Below are 18,538 nucleotides of genomic sequence, written 5' to 3'. Positions count from 1 at the left end.
ATGCATAAAAACAAGCTATATTTATTTCTTTTATTCGCTTGTTTTGTAGGGTATAGTTGGTTGCTTTTTTCGTTGCAACACGAACACGAAATTCAAAGTCAAGAATTTACCGTTTGTTTGTTTAAAAAAGTAACCACTGTTCCTTGTCCTTCTTGTGGAACTACTCGTTCTGTAATGCAACTCTCACACGGAAAATTTCTTTCGGCAATTTTAATTAATCCTTTCGGAATATTAGTTGGATTAATAATGATTATAACTCCTATTTGGATAAGTTATGATCTCATTCAAAAAAAAGACTCTTTTTATACAACTTATTTAAAAATAGAATCCATTTTAAGAAAGCGAAAAGTAGCTATTGTATTAATCGTTTTAGTTATTGCTAATTGGATTTGGAACATTAAAAAAAATCTATGATTACAACAAAAAAATTTAATTATAAACCTCACGAATCGGAATTAGAGCGTGCATCAAACAGTTATTTGATGTCATTGGTTGCCGTTATTGGTGGTTTGCCTTTACCTATTTTAAATTTAATGGCAAGTGTGTTTTTCTACTTAGGAAATAGAAAAAGTACGCCTTTCGTAAAATGGCACTGTACACAAGCATTGGTGTCGCAATTGGGCTTGTTTTTCTTTAATAGTGCCGGATTTTGGTGGACAGTTTCAATCTTGTTTTATGATGAAAAAGTAACCAATTATTACTTTGCTTATATTATTACATTAGTGTTTTTTAATTTACTTGAGTTTATCTCAACATTAATTATAGCAACTAAAGTAAGAAGAGGTGAGCACACAGAATTTTTCTTTTTTGGAGATGTAACTAATTTAATTTGTAAGACAAATGAAAGTATTAAGTAAAGGACTGGTTATTGTAGCACTATTTTTTGGTGTTTGGATGTTGTTGTCGCAAATTAATTTTGTAAAATATTTTAAAGTAAAAGAAGCCAGAACTGGAACTGAAAAAACACTTGGCGATATTATTTGGCAAGAAATTGAAGATTCAGAAACCATTATTTTTAATGATTCAATTGTGAACACTTTGGATTCATTATTACTGCCAATTTGTAAAGAAAATGACATCGAAAGAGACAGTTTGAAAGTTCACATCATTGATAAAGATGAAGTAAATGCTTTTGCTATGCCAGATAATCATTTAGTGGTTTACACTGGATTGATTAAAGCGTGTAAAAACGAACAAGCGTTATTAGGTGTTTTAGGTCACGAGATTGCCCATATCGAAAACAAACACGTAATGAAAAAACTGTCTAAAGAAATTGGACTTTCGGTCTTATTATCGATTACAACAGGTTCTAATGGTGCGGTTTTAAGCGAAATTTTAAAAACACTTTCGTCATCCGCTTACGATAGAAGTTTAGAAACGGAAGCTGATATGGAAAGCGTAAAATACATGCTTAAGGCCAATATCGATCCGCGTCCATTTGCTGATTTTCTTTACGAATTATCTTTAGATAACGAATTGCATAAATACACGTATTGGGTTTCTACGCATCCTGAATCAGAAGCGAGAGCCAAAACTATTTTGAAGTACTTAAAAGATAAAAAAATAAAATCGAAACCGATTTTAACAAAAGAAGCTTGGGAAGAGTTTAAAGAAAAAGTTGAGAAAATAGAGAATGAATAATTCTGAAAACAAAATAAAAAAGGCTAATCAATCGATTAGCCTTTTTCTTTTCTTTCCAATTCTGCTTGAAATTCTTCCATTACTGGTTTTACTGTGCTTTCTGGTAAATCGGCAATTTTAATATACATTAATCCGTCTACCGAATTATTAAACAATGGATCTACATTAAAAGCAACTACTCTAGCGTTTTGTTTGATGTATTTTTTAATTAAAACAGGCAAACGTAAATTTCCTGGTTCTACTTCATCAATTATTTTGTCAAACTTATTTAAGTCAGCTTCAGTTTCGTTAAATACGAAATCTTTATCTGCGTCTTTCAGTTTTACTTTGTATTCTTTTTTAGGGTGAACGTATTGCGCAATATATGGATCGTAATAGTGCGACTTCATAAATTCAATCATCAACGATTTAGAAAAATCTGAGAATTGATTACTAATACTTACACCACCAATTAAATATTTATGTTCCGGATAATGTAAGGTTGTATGAACAATTCCTTTCCATAATAAGAACAAAGGCATTGGTTTTTGTTGGTATTCCTTAATGATGAAAGCTCTACCCATTTCGATAGATTTACTCATCATATCATATAATTCTGGTTCAAAACGGAACAATTCGTGTAAATAGAAACCATCAATTCCGTGTTGTGGATAAATGTGCGAACCTAATCCCATTCTATAAGCTCCTGCAATACATTGCGCTTCATCATCCCATAAAAACATGTGATGATAATATTTATCGTAATCATCAAGATCTAACGATTCGTTGGTTCCTTCTCCAACTTCTCTAAACGTAATTTCTCGTAAACGACCAATTTCATGTAAGATATTTGGAATTTTATCAGCAGTTACGAAGTAAACTTCATAATTTTTACTTTGTAATAATCGGTAATCACCTTTTTTTAAGCAAGCCATTTCCTCAAGAATTTGCTCGTGATTAGCCGGTTTTGCAATTTGTTTTGGAGGTTTTGGTATCGTTAATTTTGGTAAATTAATTTTACTTTCATCTTCAAAAACATTTGAAAGCATGTAAGTTTTCTTTCTTAAGAATTCACCATAACTTTCAATATCTTGGTATTCGTTTTGTTCGGCAACCGAAATCGGTTTTCCAATACGAACTTTAATTACTCTGTCTTTTTGTGTTAATAATTCGCTTGGTAATTTTGCAGTTCTAAGTGTGTCGTCGATTTTTGATAAGAAGTAAAATAGTTTACTGTTCTTAGCATGAAAATAAATCGGAACTACCGGAACTTGTGCTTTACGAATAACTTTAATTGCGCCTTCTTCCCAAGGTTTATCAACTACAATCTTACCATCTTTATAAGTAGAAACTTCTCCAGCAGGAAACATTCCTAATGGTTTTCCGTCACTCAAATGACGTAAGGTTTCCTTAATTCCAACCACACTTGATTTGGCGTCTTTATGATTTTCAAACGGATTTACCGGCATAATATACGGCTTCATCGGTTCGATTCTGTGTAATAAAAAGTTCGCGATAATTTTAAAATTAGGCTCTCTTTCTAACATTAATTTCAATAAAAGAATACCATCAATTCCACCAAGTGGATGGTTTGAAATAGTAATATAAGCACCGTCTTTTGGTAAACGTTTTAAATCTTCTTCAGGGATTTCAAATTTGATTTGGAACTCATCTAAAATAGCATTTAAAAATTCCAATTCACTCAAATGTTTGTTGCGATCATAAATTTTATTCATTGTCGAAATCTTAAGCACTTTCATGAGCAACCAGCCCGAGAAAGTCCCGAAAACGCCATATTTATCAGCATTAATTGCTTTTGCAACTTCTTTAGCAGTAACTAAACCCATTCATTTTTGTTTATTGAGCAAGAAACAAAGATAATAATAATGTTGAATTTATGTGCTTTTCGTCTTGTATTAAAAATCGAAATTTGTTATATTTTTTTAGATTACTGACTGTTAGTGTGTTATAAAATCAGTGAAATCTACTATTTATATTTAGAATCCTTTTTCCTATATTTGGTCAAAATGCCAAACAAGCAAATGAAAATCATATCGTACAATGTTAACGGGATTCGAGCAGCTATTACTAAAGGATTTTTAGAATGGTTGCAACAAGCAAATCCAGATGTTATTTGTCTTCAAGAAATTAAAGCTACAGAAGACCAAATTCCAAAATTAGAAATTGAAGCCGCAGGTTATCCATATCAATACTATTTTCCAGCTGAGAAAAAAGGATACAGTGGTGTAGCTGTTTTATCAAAAATCGAACCTAAAAAGGTTGTTTTTGGTACTGGAATTCAGCACATGGATTTTGAAGGTCGAAATTTACGTGTTGATTTTGATGACTTGTCTGTAATGAGTTTGTATCTGCCATCTGGCACAAATATTGATAGGTTAGAACATAAATTCATGTATATGGATGACTTTCAAAACTACATTAACGAGTTAAAGAAAGAAGTTCCCAATTTGGTTATTTGTGGCGATTATAATATTTGTCATGAAGCTATCGATATTCATGATCCAATTCGAAATGCGAAGATTTCAGGTTTTTTACCAGAAGAACGTGCTTGGTTAGATGGTTTTATGAAAAGCGGTTTTATAGATACATTTCGTCATTTAAACAAAGAACCACACAATTATAGTTGGTGGAGTTATAGAGCAAATGCTCGTAATAATAATAAAGGATGGAGAATTGATTATTGCTTGGCAGCCGAACCTTTGAAAGATAAAATTCAAAGAGCTTTAATTTTGCCAGAAGCAAAACATTCTGACCATTGCCCGGTTTTAGTAGAAATTAAATAAGTAAAAATTCAATCTCAAATACAAAATTCAATCACAAAAATATGATAAGAAAAATTGCCCTTGCCTGTGTAGTTTTAAGTTTAACTACGTCATGTGTTTCTAAAAAAATCTATCAAGATTTAGAAAATAAATATGCTGATTTAAAGAAAGAAAACAATGCTTTATCTGATGAAAATGGAGTATTAAAAACAGATAAAAATCAGTTAGAATTAGATAAAAATAAATTACAATCGGAATTAGACAAATTAAAAGCGGAGCGTGATAAATTAGCTTCTGATTATGCAGCAACTAAAAAGAATTTAGATAATTTAAAAGCATCTTATTCGGCTCTTGAAAAAGATAGTAACGATGCATTAGAAGCAAATATCAATAAAAACAGACAATTGTTAGCGCAGTTAGAAGCTAAAGAAAAAGCATTGGCTGCAGAGCAAGAGCGTTTAAATAAATTGAAAAAAGATTTAGAAGCGTCTTCAAGCAGATTAGCAGATTTAGAAAAAATGATTGCTGATAAAGAAGCTTTAATGAACAAATTAAAAGAAACATTATCTAAATCGTTAAAAGCATTTGAAGGTAAAGGTTTAACAGTTGAAAATAGAAATGGAAAAGTTTATGTTTCTATGGAAAACAAATTACTTTTCGAATCTGGAAGTTGGACAGTTGGTGCTGAAGGGAAAAAAGCGGTTAAATTAGTTGGTGATGTTTTAGGTCAAAATCCTGATATTTCAGTATTGATTGAAGGACATACTGATAATGATAAAATTACAGGAACAATTGGTGGTGGAGTAGAAAACAACTGGGATTTATCTACAAAACGTGCTACTGCAATCGTAAATATTTTATCTGAAAATAAAGCTATTGATAAGAAGAACTTAACTGCTGCTGGTCGTGGTGAATATATGCCATTAATGAGCAACGATACAGCTGAAGGAAAAGCAAAAAACAGAAGAATTGAAATTATTTTAACACCTAAGTTAGATGAGATTTCAAAACTGATGAATGAACTATAACATTTCATAAAAGATTGATAAAAAAGGCTTGAGTTTCAAATTCAAGCCTTTTTCTTTGGTTGAAACTTTGTAAATTTGTCTTTTAAGATTTTAAATTCAAAAATGAACTACACAACACTACCCAATACCAATTTAAAAGTTAGTAAAATTTGTTTAGGAACGATGACTTTTGGTAATCAAAACACCGAAAGTGAATCACACAGTCAATTGGATTTCGCAATTGAAAAAGGAATCAATTTTATTGATACTGCCGAAATGTATCCAATTGGCGGAAACGCCCAAATCTTTGGAAGTACAGAACGTCACATCGGAACTTGGATTAAGAAAATTGGTGCTTCGGAAAGAGAAAAATTAGTTTTAGCTACTAAAATTGCTGGACCAAATCGTGGAATGGATTATATCCGTCAACCACTAGATTTTTCTAAGAAAAGTATTCATGAAGCGGTAGAATTAAGTTTAAAAAACCTGCAAACCGATTATATCGATTTGTATCAAATGCATTGGCCAGAACGCGTAATGAACATGTTTCAAAAACGTGGTGTTCAAGAAATTGATACCAAATGGCAAGATAATATTTTTGATGTGTTAACGGTTTATGATGGTCTGATTAAAGAAGGAAAAATCAAACACATTGGTCTTTCTAATGAAAATCCGTGGGGCGTGATGCGTTTTCTGATGGAAAGTGAAAAACACGGTTTACCAAGAATTGCTACTATTCAAAATCCGTTTTCGTTATTGAATCGTTTGTATGAAGTTGGTTTATCAGAAATTGGAATGCGTGAAAATGTTGGTTTGTTAGCATATTCACCTTTAGGTTTTGGATTCCTAACAGGAAAATATTTGAAAGGTTATCCAGAAAATTCTCGAATGAAATTGTTTCCAAATTTTGTTCGTTATACTAATGAAAATTGCTTCAAAGCAACCAAATTATACAAAGAATTAGCAGAAGCTAATGGTTTAACATTAACCCAAATGGCTATTGCCTTTGTACACCGTCAAAAGTTTGTGACTTCAACAATTATTGGTGCCACAACGATGGAACAATTGCAAGAAAATATTGCTGCTTTCGACACAATTTTAACTGATGAAATTGTAGCTGAAATAGAGAAAATTCAGGAATTAATCCCGAATCCAGCTCCTTAATAGTAAACAGTTTTCAGTCTCAGTTAGCAGTATATCACTGAAAACTGAGACCGTCAACTGCGACTTTTTTATAAATTGTCTATAAACTTATCCTTTGGATATTTAATCTTATAACTGATTCTAAATTTCTTAGTTTCTCCTGCAGCAAGTTTTAAATCCCAAGTTAAGATTCCGGTTTCTGGGTTTACTTTTGCTTTTCCGCTTTCTAACAATTCGATAGTGATTTCCTTATCTGTACTAATTGGATATTGATCTTTTAGCAACATTTCAACCGCTTCTTTTTTGTTGTTTTTCACCGTAATATCATACGTAAACGTTTGTTCTTTGTAACCTGATAAGAATTTAGTTCCCGATTTATCTGCAATTTTTTCACGTTTGATAGCGATTTTTTTGTCTCTTCCCATGCTCAAATTCAAAGTGTCTGAAGTTTGATTTGGGTTAATCATTGTTTTGCCTACATACATGCCCTCGAAGATAATATTTGCTTCACCAGGTAATAAATTGAATTTAGAATACTCGCTAATTTCAGCTAGCAAGAAAGCTTCTTTTTCTACTTTTGGAGCTGCGTAATATTTGTAAGAAGCTGGTAGTTTTAAATCTTTTAAAGCAACACTATGTGCTTTTCCATTCGATAAAATATCATACGGAATATCAATATCAAATGAAATGTTCAATTGGTTTTCGTTGATAGTAGTATAATTTGAAATTGAAGATTCATCCATTTCTGCTTTTTTATCATATGAAGCATATCCTCTTACAGCAACAGTATTCATTGCAGCATTACTATTATTGTAAACTCTTGGATAACCAAATCGTAAAAACCAAGCTTGTAAAATAGGGGCTGTATTATTTTGATTCGGATTGCCACTAGAAAGTGTTAGTTTTACTTTTTTCCAATCAATTCCTGTATTTTGAACTACTTTTGCTTTATACATTAAATTAATTGGCGAATTGATATTGTCGGCACGTAAATCGTAAAATGGCGACCATGAAGCATTATTAGTTAAATAATTGATGTCTAAATTCACCGAGCTTGCCACATCGGTCATTACTTGTAAAACTAATTTTCCTTGTGAAGATTTTTCCTGCTTTTGGGTATTTAGTTCTAATTTAGAATTCAGTTTTGAAAGTCTAAGTCTAAGTTTTTCTTCCTTTTCTATTAAGTTGTCAACTAAGTTGCTCAACTCATTTCTTTTAGCTCTGTAGTAATCCACAAGTTTCATTAATTCGGAAACATTTAAGCCCGAATTTTGTCCAGCAACAGTTTGGTTTTTGTCTAATAAATCTATCGTTTTAGAATACGACACTTTTTCATTGGCAATTTTGCCCATTTCTTTTTCAATGATAGCAATACTATCGCGTACTTTTTTAATTATTGGGTTGCTTTCATCAATTTCATATTCCGAAATAAAATTTCGTGTAAACTGAACTGATAAAACCGTAACATTTGCTGGAGCGCCAATTTGAATGGTGTTTTCATTGACGTAGTCGGCTACGTTTTTAACGACTATCTCGCTGGTTCCTGAAGGAAGTGTAACGGAAGCCGATTGTAATAATTCAGCCGAATTGCTATATACAGTAGCACTTTTAATTTTTGCAGAAGTAAAAATTGGTTTTTGAGCAAATACCATTGCTGAAAAACAGAACAAGGTTAAAACGAATATTTTTTTCATCTCTATAAATTTTAGTATTTCTACTATAGAGTGAAATAAAATGGAAAAGGTTGGGAAGCTTTTTTAAATATTTTGTAAAATTGTAAGAAAATATAGATTTATGAAACGTTTTTTTCTATTGTTGGTTTGTTTTGTTGGAAGTTTAGGTTTTTCACAGAAAAAATATCATTTCGATTATGCATTAATTTATGATAATCCTGTTTCTGTAGATAAAGAGACTAAATCGAATTTATATTTTATTAATTCAAACGATAATAGTTATCGAACTTTAGTGTCTTTTGAAAATGATTCTCTAAATGTTACATTACGGTTAACTGATTACAAAGGTTTGTATATTAGCGCTATTGTCAAAAAGAAAAATTTTTATGAAGCTGAAACTTTTTCTAATGAGTGCAATTCTGTTTATAGGTTTTCAAATAAATTTAAGTATAAGACAAAAGAATACGATTTTATAAAGCATAAAGACACAACAATTAATGACACTGTTTACTTTCATTACTCTATCAAATGCAATAAAAGTTTAGCATATCAAAAAAGAAATGAAATTGTTACGTCACATTATATTATTGATAAAAATAGTGAGCAATTTAAGCCTTTTTTATACCATAGTACAGTATACAATAAGTGGTTTGAAACTTTAAAATTACCTAACGGAATTATTAAAATAAAGTATGATGTTAATGTTGAAGGTGAAATAATTTTCAAACAAGAATTAATTAAGGTGATTCAAATAAATAAATTTTTCACAATCCCAGAAGAATGCGATTATACTAAATCCCCAAAATAATCTTGGCAATTGTAAAATAGGTCAAGATTCCTAAGATGTCGTTACTGGTTGTAATAAACGGTCCTGTTGCTAATGCAGGGTCAACGCCATATTTGTTTAAAATAATTGGAATAAAAGTTCCAATTAACGACGCCATAATAATTACCGAAAGTAAGGCAATTGAAACGGTATATCCTACATGAATTTCGTATCCTAATAAAAAGTAACTTCCTAAAAGTAAAATTGCAGAAAGAATAATTCCGTTAAGTAAACTTAAGGAAAGTTCTTTTAATAAACGTTCCACAATAGGGCCAATAATAGTGTTGTTTGCCAAACCTTGGACAATAATCGCCGAAGATTGTACACCAACATTTCCAGCCATTGCGGCAATCAGCGGTGTAAAGAAAAACAACTCAGGATGTAATTTCATGATAGGTTCGAAAATTCCCAAAACATGAACCGAAATAAAACCTCCTAATAACGCTAAAACCAACCATGGTAAACGCGCTTTTGTTAATTCTAAAACGCTATCATCCGCTTCAACGTCTTGCGAAATCCCGGCTGCTAACTGGTAATCTTTGTCGGCTTCTTCCTTGATAACGTCTACGATATCATCAATGGTAATTCTGCCTACTAAACGCCCAAGTTCATCCACTACCGGAATGGCCTCCAAGTCATATTTTTGCATTATTCGGGCAACTTCTACATCTTTTGTATCAACTTTTACGTAGTCTACTTTTTTGATGTAAACTTCGCTAATTGGAGTTTTTGTTGAGGTAGTTAATAAATCTTTTAAAGACAAACGACCTTTCAATCTTTCTTCATCATCAACTACGTAAATAGAATGCACTCTAGAAACGTTTTCTGCTTGAGCTCGCATTTCTTTTACACAAGTAAGAACATTCCAGTTTTCGTTAACTTTTACAAGCTCTTTTCCCATTAATCCACCGGCAGAATCTTCATCGTAACGTAATAAGTCAACAATGTCTTTTGCGTGTTCAACGTCTTCTAATTCCGAAATTACTTGTTCTTTTTTGTGTTGTGGTAATTCGGCAATAATGTCGGCAGCGTCATCAGTACTAAGTTCGTCTAACTCTTCTGCAATTTCTTTTGGTGAAAGGTTTTTTAAGATTTTCTCACGAACTTCTTCATCTAATTCAAGAAGAATTTCGGCTGTTTTTTCAGAATCAAGGGTGTTAAATATATAAGAAGCGCCATAATCATCGAGTTCTTCCATGATTTCGGCAATATCAGCAAAGTGAATATCTTCAAGAAGTGTAAGTAATTCTTGCGATTTGTTTTCACTTATAAGTTGTTCTATTTCAGATAGAAACTCTCTGCTGATTTTAAACTCCATCGGCTGCTATTTTTTGGGTGATTTCAATAAATTGTTCTACCGAAAGTTGCTCCGGACGCAGGTCAAAGATACTATCTTCTTTTAAATTATCAGAAAAATTCAATGTTTTTAAGCTATTTCGCAATGTTTTTCTTCTTTGTTGAAAAGCGGTTTTCACTACTCGGAAGAATAATTTTTCATCACATGGTAACGAATAATCTGCTTTTCTTCTTAATCGCATTACACCAGAATCTACTTTTGGTGGTGGATTGAAAACATCCGGCGGAACTGTAAATAAGTATTCTGCCTCATAAAATGCTTGGGCTAAAACGGATAGAATTCCATAGGTTTTACTTCCTTTTTTCTCGCAAATTCTTTCGGCTACTTCTTTTTGAAACATCCCAGCGAATTCCGGAATTTGATCGCGCATTTCTAGAGTTTTGAATACAATTTGAGTCGAAATATTGTATGGAAAATTTCCAATAATTGCAAAAGGTTCGCCATTGAAAACTTCGTTTAAATTGTATTTTAAAAAGTCTTTCGAAATGATATGATTTTCTAATTTTGGATAGTGAACGCCCAAATATTCTACCGATTCTTTATCGATTTCAATTACAAAGGTTTCGGTTGGTTTGTCCAATAAATATTTGGTTAAAACACCCATTCCTGGACCAATTTCCAAAATTTTAGAATAGCCTTCTAGCGAAAGTGTATCAGCAATATCTTTTGCGATGCTTTCGTCTTTTAGGAAATGTTGTCCTAAGTGTTTTTTTGCGGTTACTTTTTCCATTTTAATTCGTTTCTCCGTAGAATTCTTCCATCACTTCCAACTCCGTTCTAAACGCTAACATTTTATCTGCAAAAAGTTGTAAGCCTTCTTGGCGTAATCTTGGTGCGTGATTTTGGTAATAGTCTTCCAATTTGGCTCTAGAATCGGTAAAATATTGAACGGCATATGTTACGCCACCCATTTCTTCTTCTACCAAAACGCGAACCATTTTAGCATTGGTAAACAAACCGGTTGCTAAAACATCGTTAATATGTTTGTTTTGCATCCACTTTAACCAAGCGGAATGAATGCTTTCGTCTACGTTTATGGTTACGTTGTATATAATCATTGTTTATGTTTAATCGTTTATGTGTTTAGTTGTTTAACTTTTTTCTTTAAATTGTCGAATCACCTCGCAATGTTCTGTATTGTTTTCTACTTTCGGTATAATACAAACTATCGGGATGTTCTAAAACTACTTTTTCGTATAATGCTTTTGCTTTTTCGTTGTCTAAAAGATGTTTTCTATAAATCTCTGCTGAAAAGTATAAAGCTTCATCTTTGTAAATTCCGTCTTTATGGTTGTCTAAAATATTTTGATAATACGTTAAGGCTTTGTTGAAATCACCTTTTTCTTCATAAATTTTGCCAACTTTGAATAAGGTTCCTTCTTCGATTCTTTCGCCTTTGTGTTTTTGTAAAATGGCTAAAAAGAGTTGAAGTGCTTCTTCTTTTTTATTCTGATACAATTTTAAATCCGCTGTTGAATAGGCTTGAAGTGCTACTCGTAAACTGTCTTCGGCTGAATTGTCTTGAATAAGTAAAAACATTTCAATCGCATCATTTGCAATTAATAAACTTGGCGATTGTTTCAAAACTTTTACTTGTTGCAATGTCCAATCGAAATCTTTTTTATAGAAGTTGGCTTTTGCTAATTTCAGGCTTGCTTCGTGCGCTAAAACATCGTTTTTTAAATTATCTTCTACTTGTGCATAATACAAAATGGCTTGATTGAATTTTTCATCATAGACCATAATATCAGCTAATTCCATTTTTACTTTTGATTGTTCTCTCACATTTAATGGAAGTTTCAAGGTGTTTTGCAACAATTCAATTCCTAATTTCGATTGATTCAAATAAAACGTTTTAAAGTGAGCCGAGAGAATTTGCAAGTCTGTTGAATACGGACTAATGCCATATTTTTTCAACAACTCTTGAAGTTTTAAATCAATAGCAGGATAGTCTTTTGAAGTCGCTGATTCCATTTCCATGGAAATTAGAAAATGATGCGCTTTCATTTGTAATTCTACATCTTGGGTATTTTCCAAAACAAATTCCAAAATTAGTTTAGTATCCTCAAATTGTTTTTCTTCCATTGCCATGCTTCCCAAAGTGACAATGTTGTAAAAACTTTCTGGATTTCTCTTGTAAACCGCTTTCTCTTGAATAAATGCTTTTCCGTATTCTTTTTGCTGAACGAAAAACCAACTTAAAAATTGGTTCCAATATACATCTTGCGACTTTTGAGTTCTTAGCAATAAGTTTTTTCGAATAGTCGCTGCAAAAGTACCATCGGTATCGTCCATTAAAAAACGAGTCAACTGATTTTGAACCATTGGAGTTCCATCTGGCGTATTGAAACCGTAATCTAATAATTTGTTCAACATGACTTCTAAATTGCCCAATTGCCCTTGAATCATAGCAGTTTGGTAATCGAAATTTAGATTAGGATTTTTCTTTTGAGCCGTTTCATATGCTTTTAATGCCCAAGTCAACAATACTTTTTTCTCAAAGGAATTAGCAACTTGATATGCGTAATTCGGCTCTTTTTCAACTTCTTGAATGGCTATTTCGTAATTTTTATCCGCTTTGTCGGTGTTTTTTTGAAGTTGGTAATTGTAACCCAATTCAATATATAACAAAGGTTGGTTGTATTTGTCTTTTCGTTTGGTGATTGCGTTTTCCGCTTTATCGTATTGTTGCAATTGTTGGTAACATTCCACTACTTTTTGAAAAAAGAAATAATTGGAAGGTTGTTTGGTCGAAATTTCCTCAAATAAAGTCAGTGCTTTTTGAAACTCGCCTTTTTCAAAATAGTCCATAGCCAATTGCTCATTCTGTGCCGAAACCCAAAACGAGGACAAAAACAATATGAAAAAAGCAATTTTTTGCAACATAAATAAAACAAATAATGTACTAAAGTAACACTTTTTAGCGTCAAATTAGTACATTATTTTATAAAGATTAACGTTTAGTTAATGATATCAAATCCAGTGTATTTTCTTAAAACTTCAGGAACTACGATACCTTCTGGCGTTTGATAGTTTTCTAAAATTCCAGCTAATACTCTTGGTAACGCCAATGAACTTCCATTCAACGTGTGTGCTAATTGGTTTTTACCTTCTTTGTCTTTAAAACGTAATTTCAAACGATTTGCTTGGAATGTTTCAAAATTAGAAACCGAACTAATTTCTAACCAACGCTCTTGTGCTGTTGAATACACTTCAAAATCATAAGTTAAGGCAGAAGCAAAACTCATATCGCCACCGCATAATCTTAGAATTCTATATGGTAATTTTAATTCTTGTAAAATTCCTTTTACGTGTTCCACCATTCCATCTAATGCTTCGTAAGATTTTTCAGGATGTTCAATACGAACAATTTCTACTTTGTCAAATTGGTGCAAACGATTCAATCCACGAACGTGAGCACCATAAGAACCTGCTTCGCGACGGAAACATGGTGTGTAACCTGTGCAAAGAATTGGTAAGTCATTTTCGTTTAATAAAACATCTCTGAAGATATTCGTTACTGGAACTTCAGCTGTTGGAATTAAATACAAATCATCAACTCCAACGTGATACATTTGTCCTTCTTTATCAGGTAATTGCCCTGTTCCAAAACCAGAGGCTTCATTTACTAAATGTGGAACTTGGTATTCTAAGTAACCAGCATCGGTATTTTTATCAAGGAAATAAGTGATTAAAGCACGTTGTAATTTAGCACATTTTCCTTTGTAAACTGGGAAACCTGCACCTGTGATTTTTACGCCTAATTCGAAATCAATTAAATCGTATTTTTTTGCTAATTCCCAGTGAGGTAAAGCACCTTCGTGTAATTTAGGAATTTCACCTTCTTGATACACGTTTAAGTTTTCTTCTGGAGTTTTTCCTTCCGGAACGATGTCGGCTGGTAAATTAGGCAATTTGTATAATTCTTCTTGTAATTTAGTGGCATATGTATTCAATACTTCGGTCAATTCTTTGTCTTTTTCACGAAGTTGAACTGATTTTTCTTTTAAGATTTCAGCTTTTGCTTTTTCACCACTTTTCATTAAATCGCCAATATCTTTGGATAGCTTATTTGACTCGGATTTGATAGTGTCTAATTCAACTTGAGTTGCTCTTCTTTTTTCGTCTAGTACAATTACTTCTTCGATTGCACTTTTAGCATCTAAGTTTTTCTTAGCTAATCGTTTTACTACTTCGTCTTTGTTTTCTCTAATGTACGCTATCTGTAACATAATATATAGGATTTTAAGGATGCAAATTTAAGAAATTGGATTCAGATAATACATAAAAAACGATTTCACTTATGTGTTTTTGTGAATTGATGAAATTCTTACAAAAAGTAGTATTAAAACGAAGATATTGTTGTATATTCGCTTGATTTTTATTTAAATTGATAATTTTATGCTTAAAATATTTGGTATAACAGAATTGTTTTGAATAAAAATTGTCCCTAAAAATTATAACCTACTAAAAAATGAAAAAAATTACTTTTGGTTTAATTCTATTATTTGATGTTTTTTGTTTTGCCCAAACAGATAACAACGAGTTTGATAGAATGGTTGAAGCTGAGATGAAATCAGCATCTTCTCTTCAAAATCTAAGGGTAAATCCAAACACGCAAAATTATGATATTACGTATCATGAACTGCGTTTTACGGTAAACCCAAACAATACAACGCCTTATATTAGCGGTGTTGTAAAATCTACATTTACAGCATTGTCAAACATGAATACGGTTACGTTTGATATGGCAACTGCATTAGTAGTAAGTTCAGTTACTATGAACAGTTCAAATCTTACTTTTAGTCAAAGTAATTATGAACTAAATATTAATTTACCAGCTACTTTAACAACCGGAAATAGTGCTACGGTAGAAATTACTTATGCTGGTTCACCACCGCAAGCAGAAGCTGGATTCACGAGAAGTACTCATAGTGGAACACCAGTTATTTATACACTTTCAGAGCCTTTTGGTGCTAGAGATTGGTGGCCTTGCAAACAAGATTTAACGGATAAAATAAATAGTTTTGATATTTATATTACTTGTCCAGATACTTACATTGGGGTTTCTAATGGTTTGTTGCAAAGTTCAACAACAACTGGCGGAAATACAACGCGTCATTACAAGCACAATTATCCAATACCAGCTTATTTGATTTCGTTAAACGTAACTAATTATACAACGTATAATATTCAAGCAGGTTTAGGAACAGTTGAAAGTCCGTTTTTTCCAATAAATAATTATTTGTATCCTGAAAATAATACTAGTTCTGTTCAAGCTCAAATTGATCAAACTGTTCCAATTATGAATGTTTTCGAAACAAAATTTGGACCATATCCTTATAGAAATGAACAATACGGTCACGTTCAATTTGGCTGGGGCGGAGGAATGGAGCATGCTACTATGTCATCAATGGGAGGATGGAGTAGAAGTTTAATTGCTCATGAATTAGGTCATCAATGGTTTGGCAATAAGGTTACATGTGGTACATGGAAAGATATTTGGTTAAATGAAGGTTTAACAGAATATACAGCAGGAATTGTAGTTGAAGAATTGGATGGGCCTGCAAGTTTTGTTTCTTGGAAAGATAGTAAAATAAATAATATTACATCATCTGCAACTGGAGCAGTTTATTTAACTGATGCCGAAGCGCTAAATGTAAATCGTATTTTTAGTAGTAGATTGTCTTATAACAAAGGGTCAATGGTAACACACATGTTACGTTGGGTAATGGGAGATGCGAATTTCTTTCAAGCATTACGAAATTATTTGTCGGATAGTAGTTTAGCTTATGGATATGCGCTTACCAATGATTTAAAAGGGCATTTAGAAGCACTTCACGGAAGTAGTTTGTCAGAGTTTTTTAACGATTGGATATACATGCAAGGTTATCCTACTTATGATGTGTCGGCTCAAAATTGGGGAGCAGGTCAAGCTAAGATTACAATTAATCAAACGCAATCCCATGCTTCAGTTACGTTTTTTGAAATGCCATTAGAGATTCGTCTAACTGGCGCAGGAGGTTTAGTTCATGATGTGGTTGTAAATAACACAACAAATAATCAGGATTTTATTGTTTCGGTTCCTTTTGTGGTTACAGGAGTTCAATTTGATCCAAACCGACATATTATTTCAAGAAATAATGTAGCAACATTAGCTAATGAAGCTTTTGAATTGGAACAAACCATTTCAATTTATCCAAATCCGGCTAATGATGAAATCCACATTATGATGCCAACAAATTCGCAACTTGAAAAAGTAGAAGTGTATAATACTTTAGGTCAGTTATTAGCAACACACAATACTACCGATTTTAGAATTGATAATCTAAGTTCAGGAATGCACATGTTAAAAATCGTAACATCTGAAGGGGCAATTCATAAAAATTTTATAAAAAAATAGTTCCTAAATAAAATAATGATGAAAAGTAAGGTGAAAACCTTACTTTTGTCGTTTAAATAAAAGCATAAAAATGATTCAAGTAGCACAAATTTTATTCATATTATCAGTTTTAGTAATTCTTCATGAGTTTGGTCATTACATTGCGGCCAAGATGTTCAAAGTTAGAGTTGAGAAGTTTTATTTATTCATGGATGCTGGTTTTTCTTTAATTAAAAAGAAAATTGGTGAAACAGAATGGGGAATTGGATGGCTGCCTTTAGGTGGATATGTAAAACTTTCTGGAATGATTGATGAGAGTATGGATACTGAACAAATGAATCAAGAGCCACAACCTTGGGAGTTTCGTTCAAAACCAGCTTGGCAACGTTTGATTATTATGCTTGGTGGAATTATTGTAAATGTAATTTTGGCTTGGTTAATTTTTACTATCATGTATGCGACTGTTGGTCAAAAATTCATTGCAACAGAAAAAATTCAAGAAAATGGCTTGGCTTTTGGAGAAGTTGGTCAGAAAGCTGGATTTAAAAATGGAGATAAAATTCTTTCGGTAGATGGAAAATTTCAACCAAGTTTTAATAGAATGACATTGGATGTTTTATTAGGAGATAACGTTGAGGTTGAACGTAATGGGGAAAAAGTAGATGTAATTTTAACTGATGAAATGAAAGGTGAGATCATCAGTAAAGAAGGGAAAGGTTTTATAACTGCAAGAAAAGATATTTCTGAGACCTATATAGATTCAGTGGGAGCAAATTCTGCTTTCAAAAGATTTGATGAATTAGTTGGGATTGGAGATAAAAAGTTTAAGTATTTTGATGAGTTTACGGATGAATTAAAAGAAAATAAAGGCAAGACTATTGATGTAATTGTAAGAAGAGATGGTAAAGAGTTAGTTGTTTCGACAAAGGTAGATAATGATGGAAAAATTGGATTTAATAAAACTATTTTTGTGTCTTCTAACTATGAGTTTAAGAATGCGAAAATAGATGAGATTGAAGAAAATTCAGCAGCTGAAAAAGCAGGAATCGAATTTGGTGACATTATAACAGGAGTAAATAATTTACCAATAAACAATATTAAGGATTTTAAACAATTTGTGAGTAACAATAAAAACGAAAAAATTAATATAGGAGTAATAAGGGATGGGGTTGCAAATTCTATAACTGCAACGGTTTCAAAGAAAGGAAAATTAGGTATTGACTTTGATGATAAAACAGCTGAAAAAAAATACACCAAAATTAATGACTTGTCTTTTGGTCAAGCAGTTCCAGCCGCAGTAAAAGAATCTTGGGCATTGTTAGTTTACAATGTAAAACAATTCAAATTAATCTTACGTCCTAAAACAGAAGCTTACAAACATGTTCAAAGTCCAATTGGAATTGCGCGTCGTTTACCAGATACTTGGAATTGGGAGTTTATATGGAATTTCACAGCTTTATTTTCTATTGGTTTAGCATTTATGAATTTATTACCGATTCCTGGTTTAGATGGCGGACATGCTTTATTTACAATAGTTGAAATGATTACTGGAAGAAAATTATCAGATAAAGCTGCAGGTTATGTTCAAACAGCCGGAATGATTATCTTGTTGACATTAATGGCTTTAACTTTTGGAAAAGATATCTATCAGTTAGTAGTAGATAAACTTTTATAATTTTTTCAACAAAATAATTTGCGATAATAAAAAATCAGTTTATATTTGCACTCGCTAAAAAGATAAACACTT

General features: G+C 32.0%; 16 protein-coding genes. 9 read left to right on the top strand and 7 right to left on the bottom strand.

The features are described from left to right. From LOS89_RS12320 to LOS89_RS12310, 3 genes are read left to right on the top strand one after another with little or no spacing between them, the layout of a single operon-like run. A complete protein-coding gene (locus LOS89_RS12320) occupies positions 1–414 on the top strand; it encodes a DUF2752 domain-containing protein (RefSeq protein ID WP_231835539.1) in 414 nt (137 codons plus the stop codon). After that, complete coding sequence (locus tag LOS89_RS12315; RefSeq protein WP_231835538.1) at positions 411–857, top strand: magnetosome magnetite crystal formation protein family; 447 nt, start codon at positions 411–413, stop codon at positions 855–857. The genes LOS89_RS12320 and LOS89_RS12315 overlap by 4 nt, the downstream gene beginning before the upstream one ends. Continuing rightward, entirely contained in the window at positions 841–1,641 is an 801-nt protein-coding gene (locus LOS89_RS12310; RefSeq protein WP_231835537.1) for a M48 family metallopeptidase, read from the top strand. Before LOS89_RS12315 ends, LOS89_RS12310 begins: the two co-directional genes overlap by 17 nt. 35 nt (positions 1,642–1,676) lie before the next feature. Here LOS89_RS12310 and LOS89_RS12305 read toward each other — a convergent pair whose 3' ends face one another. Next, on the bottom strand, positions 1,677–3,467 hold the full coding sequence (locus LOS89_RS12305) for a GNAT family N-acyltransferase (protein WP_231835536.1): 1,791 nt from the start codon (positions 3,465–3,467) through the stop codon (positions 1,677–1,679). A gap of 195 nt (positions 3,468–3,662) precedes the next feature. Here LOS89_RS12305 and LOS89_RS12300 point away from each other — a divergent pair, with 195 nt between their 5' ends. The 3 genes from LOS89_RS12300 to LOS89_RS12290 all read left to right on the top strand — a co-directional run bounded on the left by LOS89_RS12300 (position 3,663) and on the right by LOS89_RS12290 (position 6,574). Continuing rightward, positions 3,663–4,424 (top strand): exodeoxyribonuclease III, encoded by a 762-nt coding sequence (locus LOS89_RS12300; protein WP_231835535.1) that lies wholly within the window; start codon positions 3,663–3,665, stop codon positions 4,422–4,424. 41 nt (positions 4,425–4,465) lie between these two features. Beyond that, positions 4,466–5,431, top strand: a complete 966-nt coding sequence (locus LOS89_RS12295; protein ID WP_231835534.1) for an OmpA/MotB family protein — start codon at positions 4,466–4,468, stop codon at positions 5,429–5,431. A gap of 102 nt (positions 5,432–5,533) precedes the next feature. Then, the gene (locus LOS89_RS12290) at positions 5,534–6,574 is read left to right on the top strand and encodes an aldo/keto reductase (RefSeq protein ID WP_231835533.1); all 1,041 of its coding nucleotides are present in this window, start codon (positions 5,534–5,536) and stop codon (positions 6,572–6,574) included. A 68-nt stretch (positions 6,575–6,642) separates the two neighbouring features. On the opposite strand, the gene LOS89_RS12285 is transcribed toward LOS89_RS12290, so the two are convergent. Then, on the bottom strand, positions 6,643–8,247 hold the full coding sequence (locus LOS89_RS12285; RefSeq protein WP_231835532.1) for a DUF4139 domain-containing protein: 1,605 nt from the start codon (positions 8,245–8,247) through the stop codon (positions 6,643–6,645). A gap of 100 nt (positions 8,248–8,347) precedes the next feature. On the opposite strand from LOS89_RS12285, the gene LOS89_RS12280 reads away from it, so the two are divergent. Next, the gene (locus LOS89_RS12280; protein WP_231835531.1) at positions 8,348–9,034 is read left to right on the top strand and encodes a hypothetical protein; all 687 of its coding nucleotides are present in this window, start codon (positions 8,348–8,350) and stop codon (positions 9,032–9,034) included. On the opposite strand, the gene mgtE is transcribed toward LOS89_RS12280, so the two are convergent. From mgtE to serS, 5 genes are all read right to left on the bottom strand, one after another. Then, on the bottom strand, positions 9,018–10,370 hold the full coding sequence (gene mgtE, locus LOS89_RS12275) for a magnesium transporter (RefSeq protein ID WP_231835530.1): 1,353 nt from the start codon (positions 10,368–10,370) through the stop codon (positions 9,018–9,020). The two genes, LOS89_RS12280 and mgtE, sit on opposite strands and share 17 nt — an antisense overlap. Beyond that, positions 10,360–11,139, bottom strand: coding sequence for a 16S rRNA (adenine(1518)-N(6)/adenine(1519)-N(6))-dimethyltransferase RsmA (gene rsmA, locus LOS89_RS12270; protein ID WP_231835529.1), 780 nt, complete (start codon positions 11,137–11,139; stop codon positions 10,360–10,362). Before rsmA ends, mgtE begins: the two co-directional genes overlap by 11 nt. A 1-nt stretch (position 11,140) precedes the next feature. Further along, the gene (locus tag LOS89_RS12265; RefSeq protein ID WP_231835528.1) at positions 11,141–11,467 is read right to left on the bottom strand and encodes a DUF4286 family protein; all 327 of its coding nucleotides are present in this window, start codon (positions 11,465–11,467) and stop codon (positions 11,141–11,143) included. Positions 11,468–11,513: 46 nt separating this feature from the next. After that, complete coding sequence (locus LOS89_RS12260; protein ID WP_231835527.1) at positions 11,514–13,295, bottom strand: tetratricopeptide repeat protein; 1,782 nt, start codon at positions 13,293–13,295, stop codon at positions 11,514–11,516. A gap of 74 nt (positions 13,296–13,369) precedes the next feature. Next, positions 13,370–14,641, bottom strand: a complete 1,272-nt coding sequence (gene serS, locus LOS89_RS12255) for a serine--tRNA ligase (RefSeq protein ID WP_231835526.1) — start codon at positions 14,639–14,641, stop codon at positions 13,370–13,372. A 242-nt stretch (positions 14,642–14,883) separates the two neighbouring features. Here serS and LOS89_RS12250 point away from each other — a divergent pair, with 242 nt between their 5' ends. Both LOS89_RS12250 and LOS89_RS12245 read left to right on the top strand, forming a co-directional pair. Continuing rightward, complete coding sequence (locus LOS89_RS12250) at positions 14,884–16,812, top strand: M1 family metallopeptidase (RefSeq protein ID WP_231835525.1); 1,929 nt, start codon at positions 14,884–14,886, stop codon at positions 16,810–16,812. Between the two features lie 70 nt (positions 16,813–16,882). Continuing rightward, entirely contained in the window at positions 16,883–18,466 is a 1,584-nt protein-coding gene (locus LOS89_RS12245; RefSeq protein WP_231835524.1) for a site-2 protease family protein, read from the top strand. Positions 18,467–18,538 lie beyond the last annotated feature (72 nt).

Source organism: Flavobacterium channae (genome assembly GCF_021172165.1).
Lineage (GTDB): Bacteria > Bacteroidota > Bacteroidia > Flavobacteriales > Flavobacteriaceae > Flavobacterium > Flavobacterium channae.
This window is presented reverse-complemented; position numbering and strand designations above follow the sequence as displayed.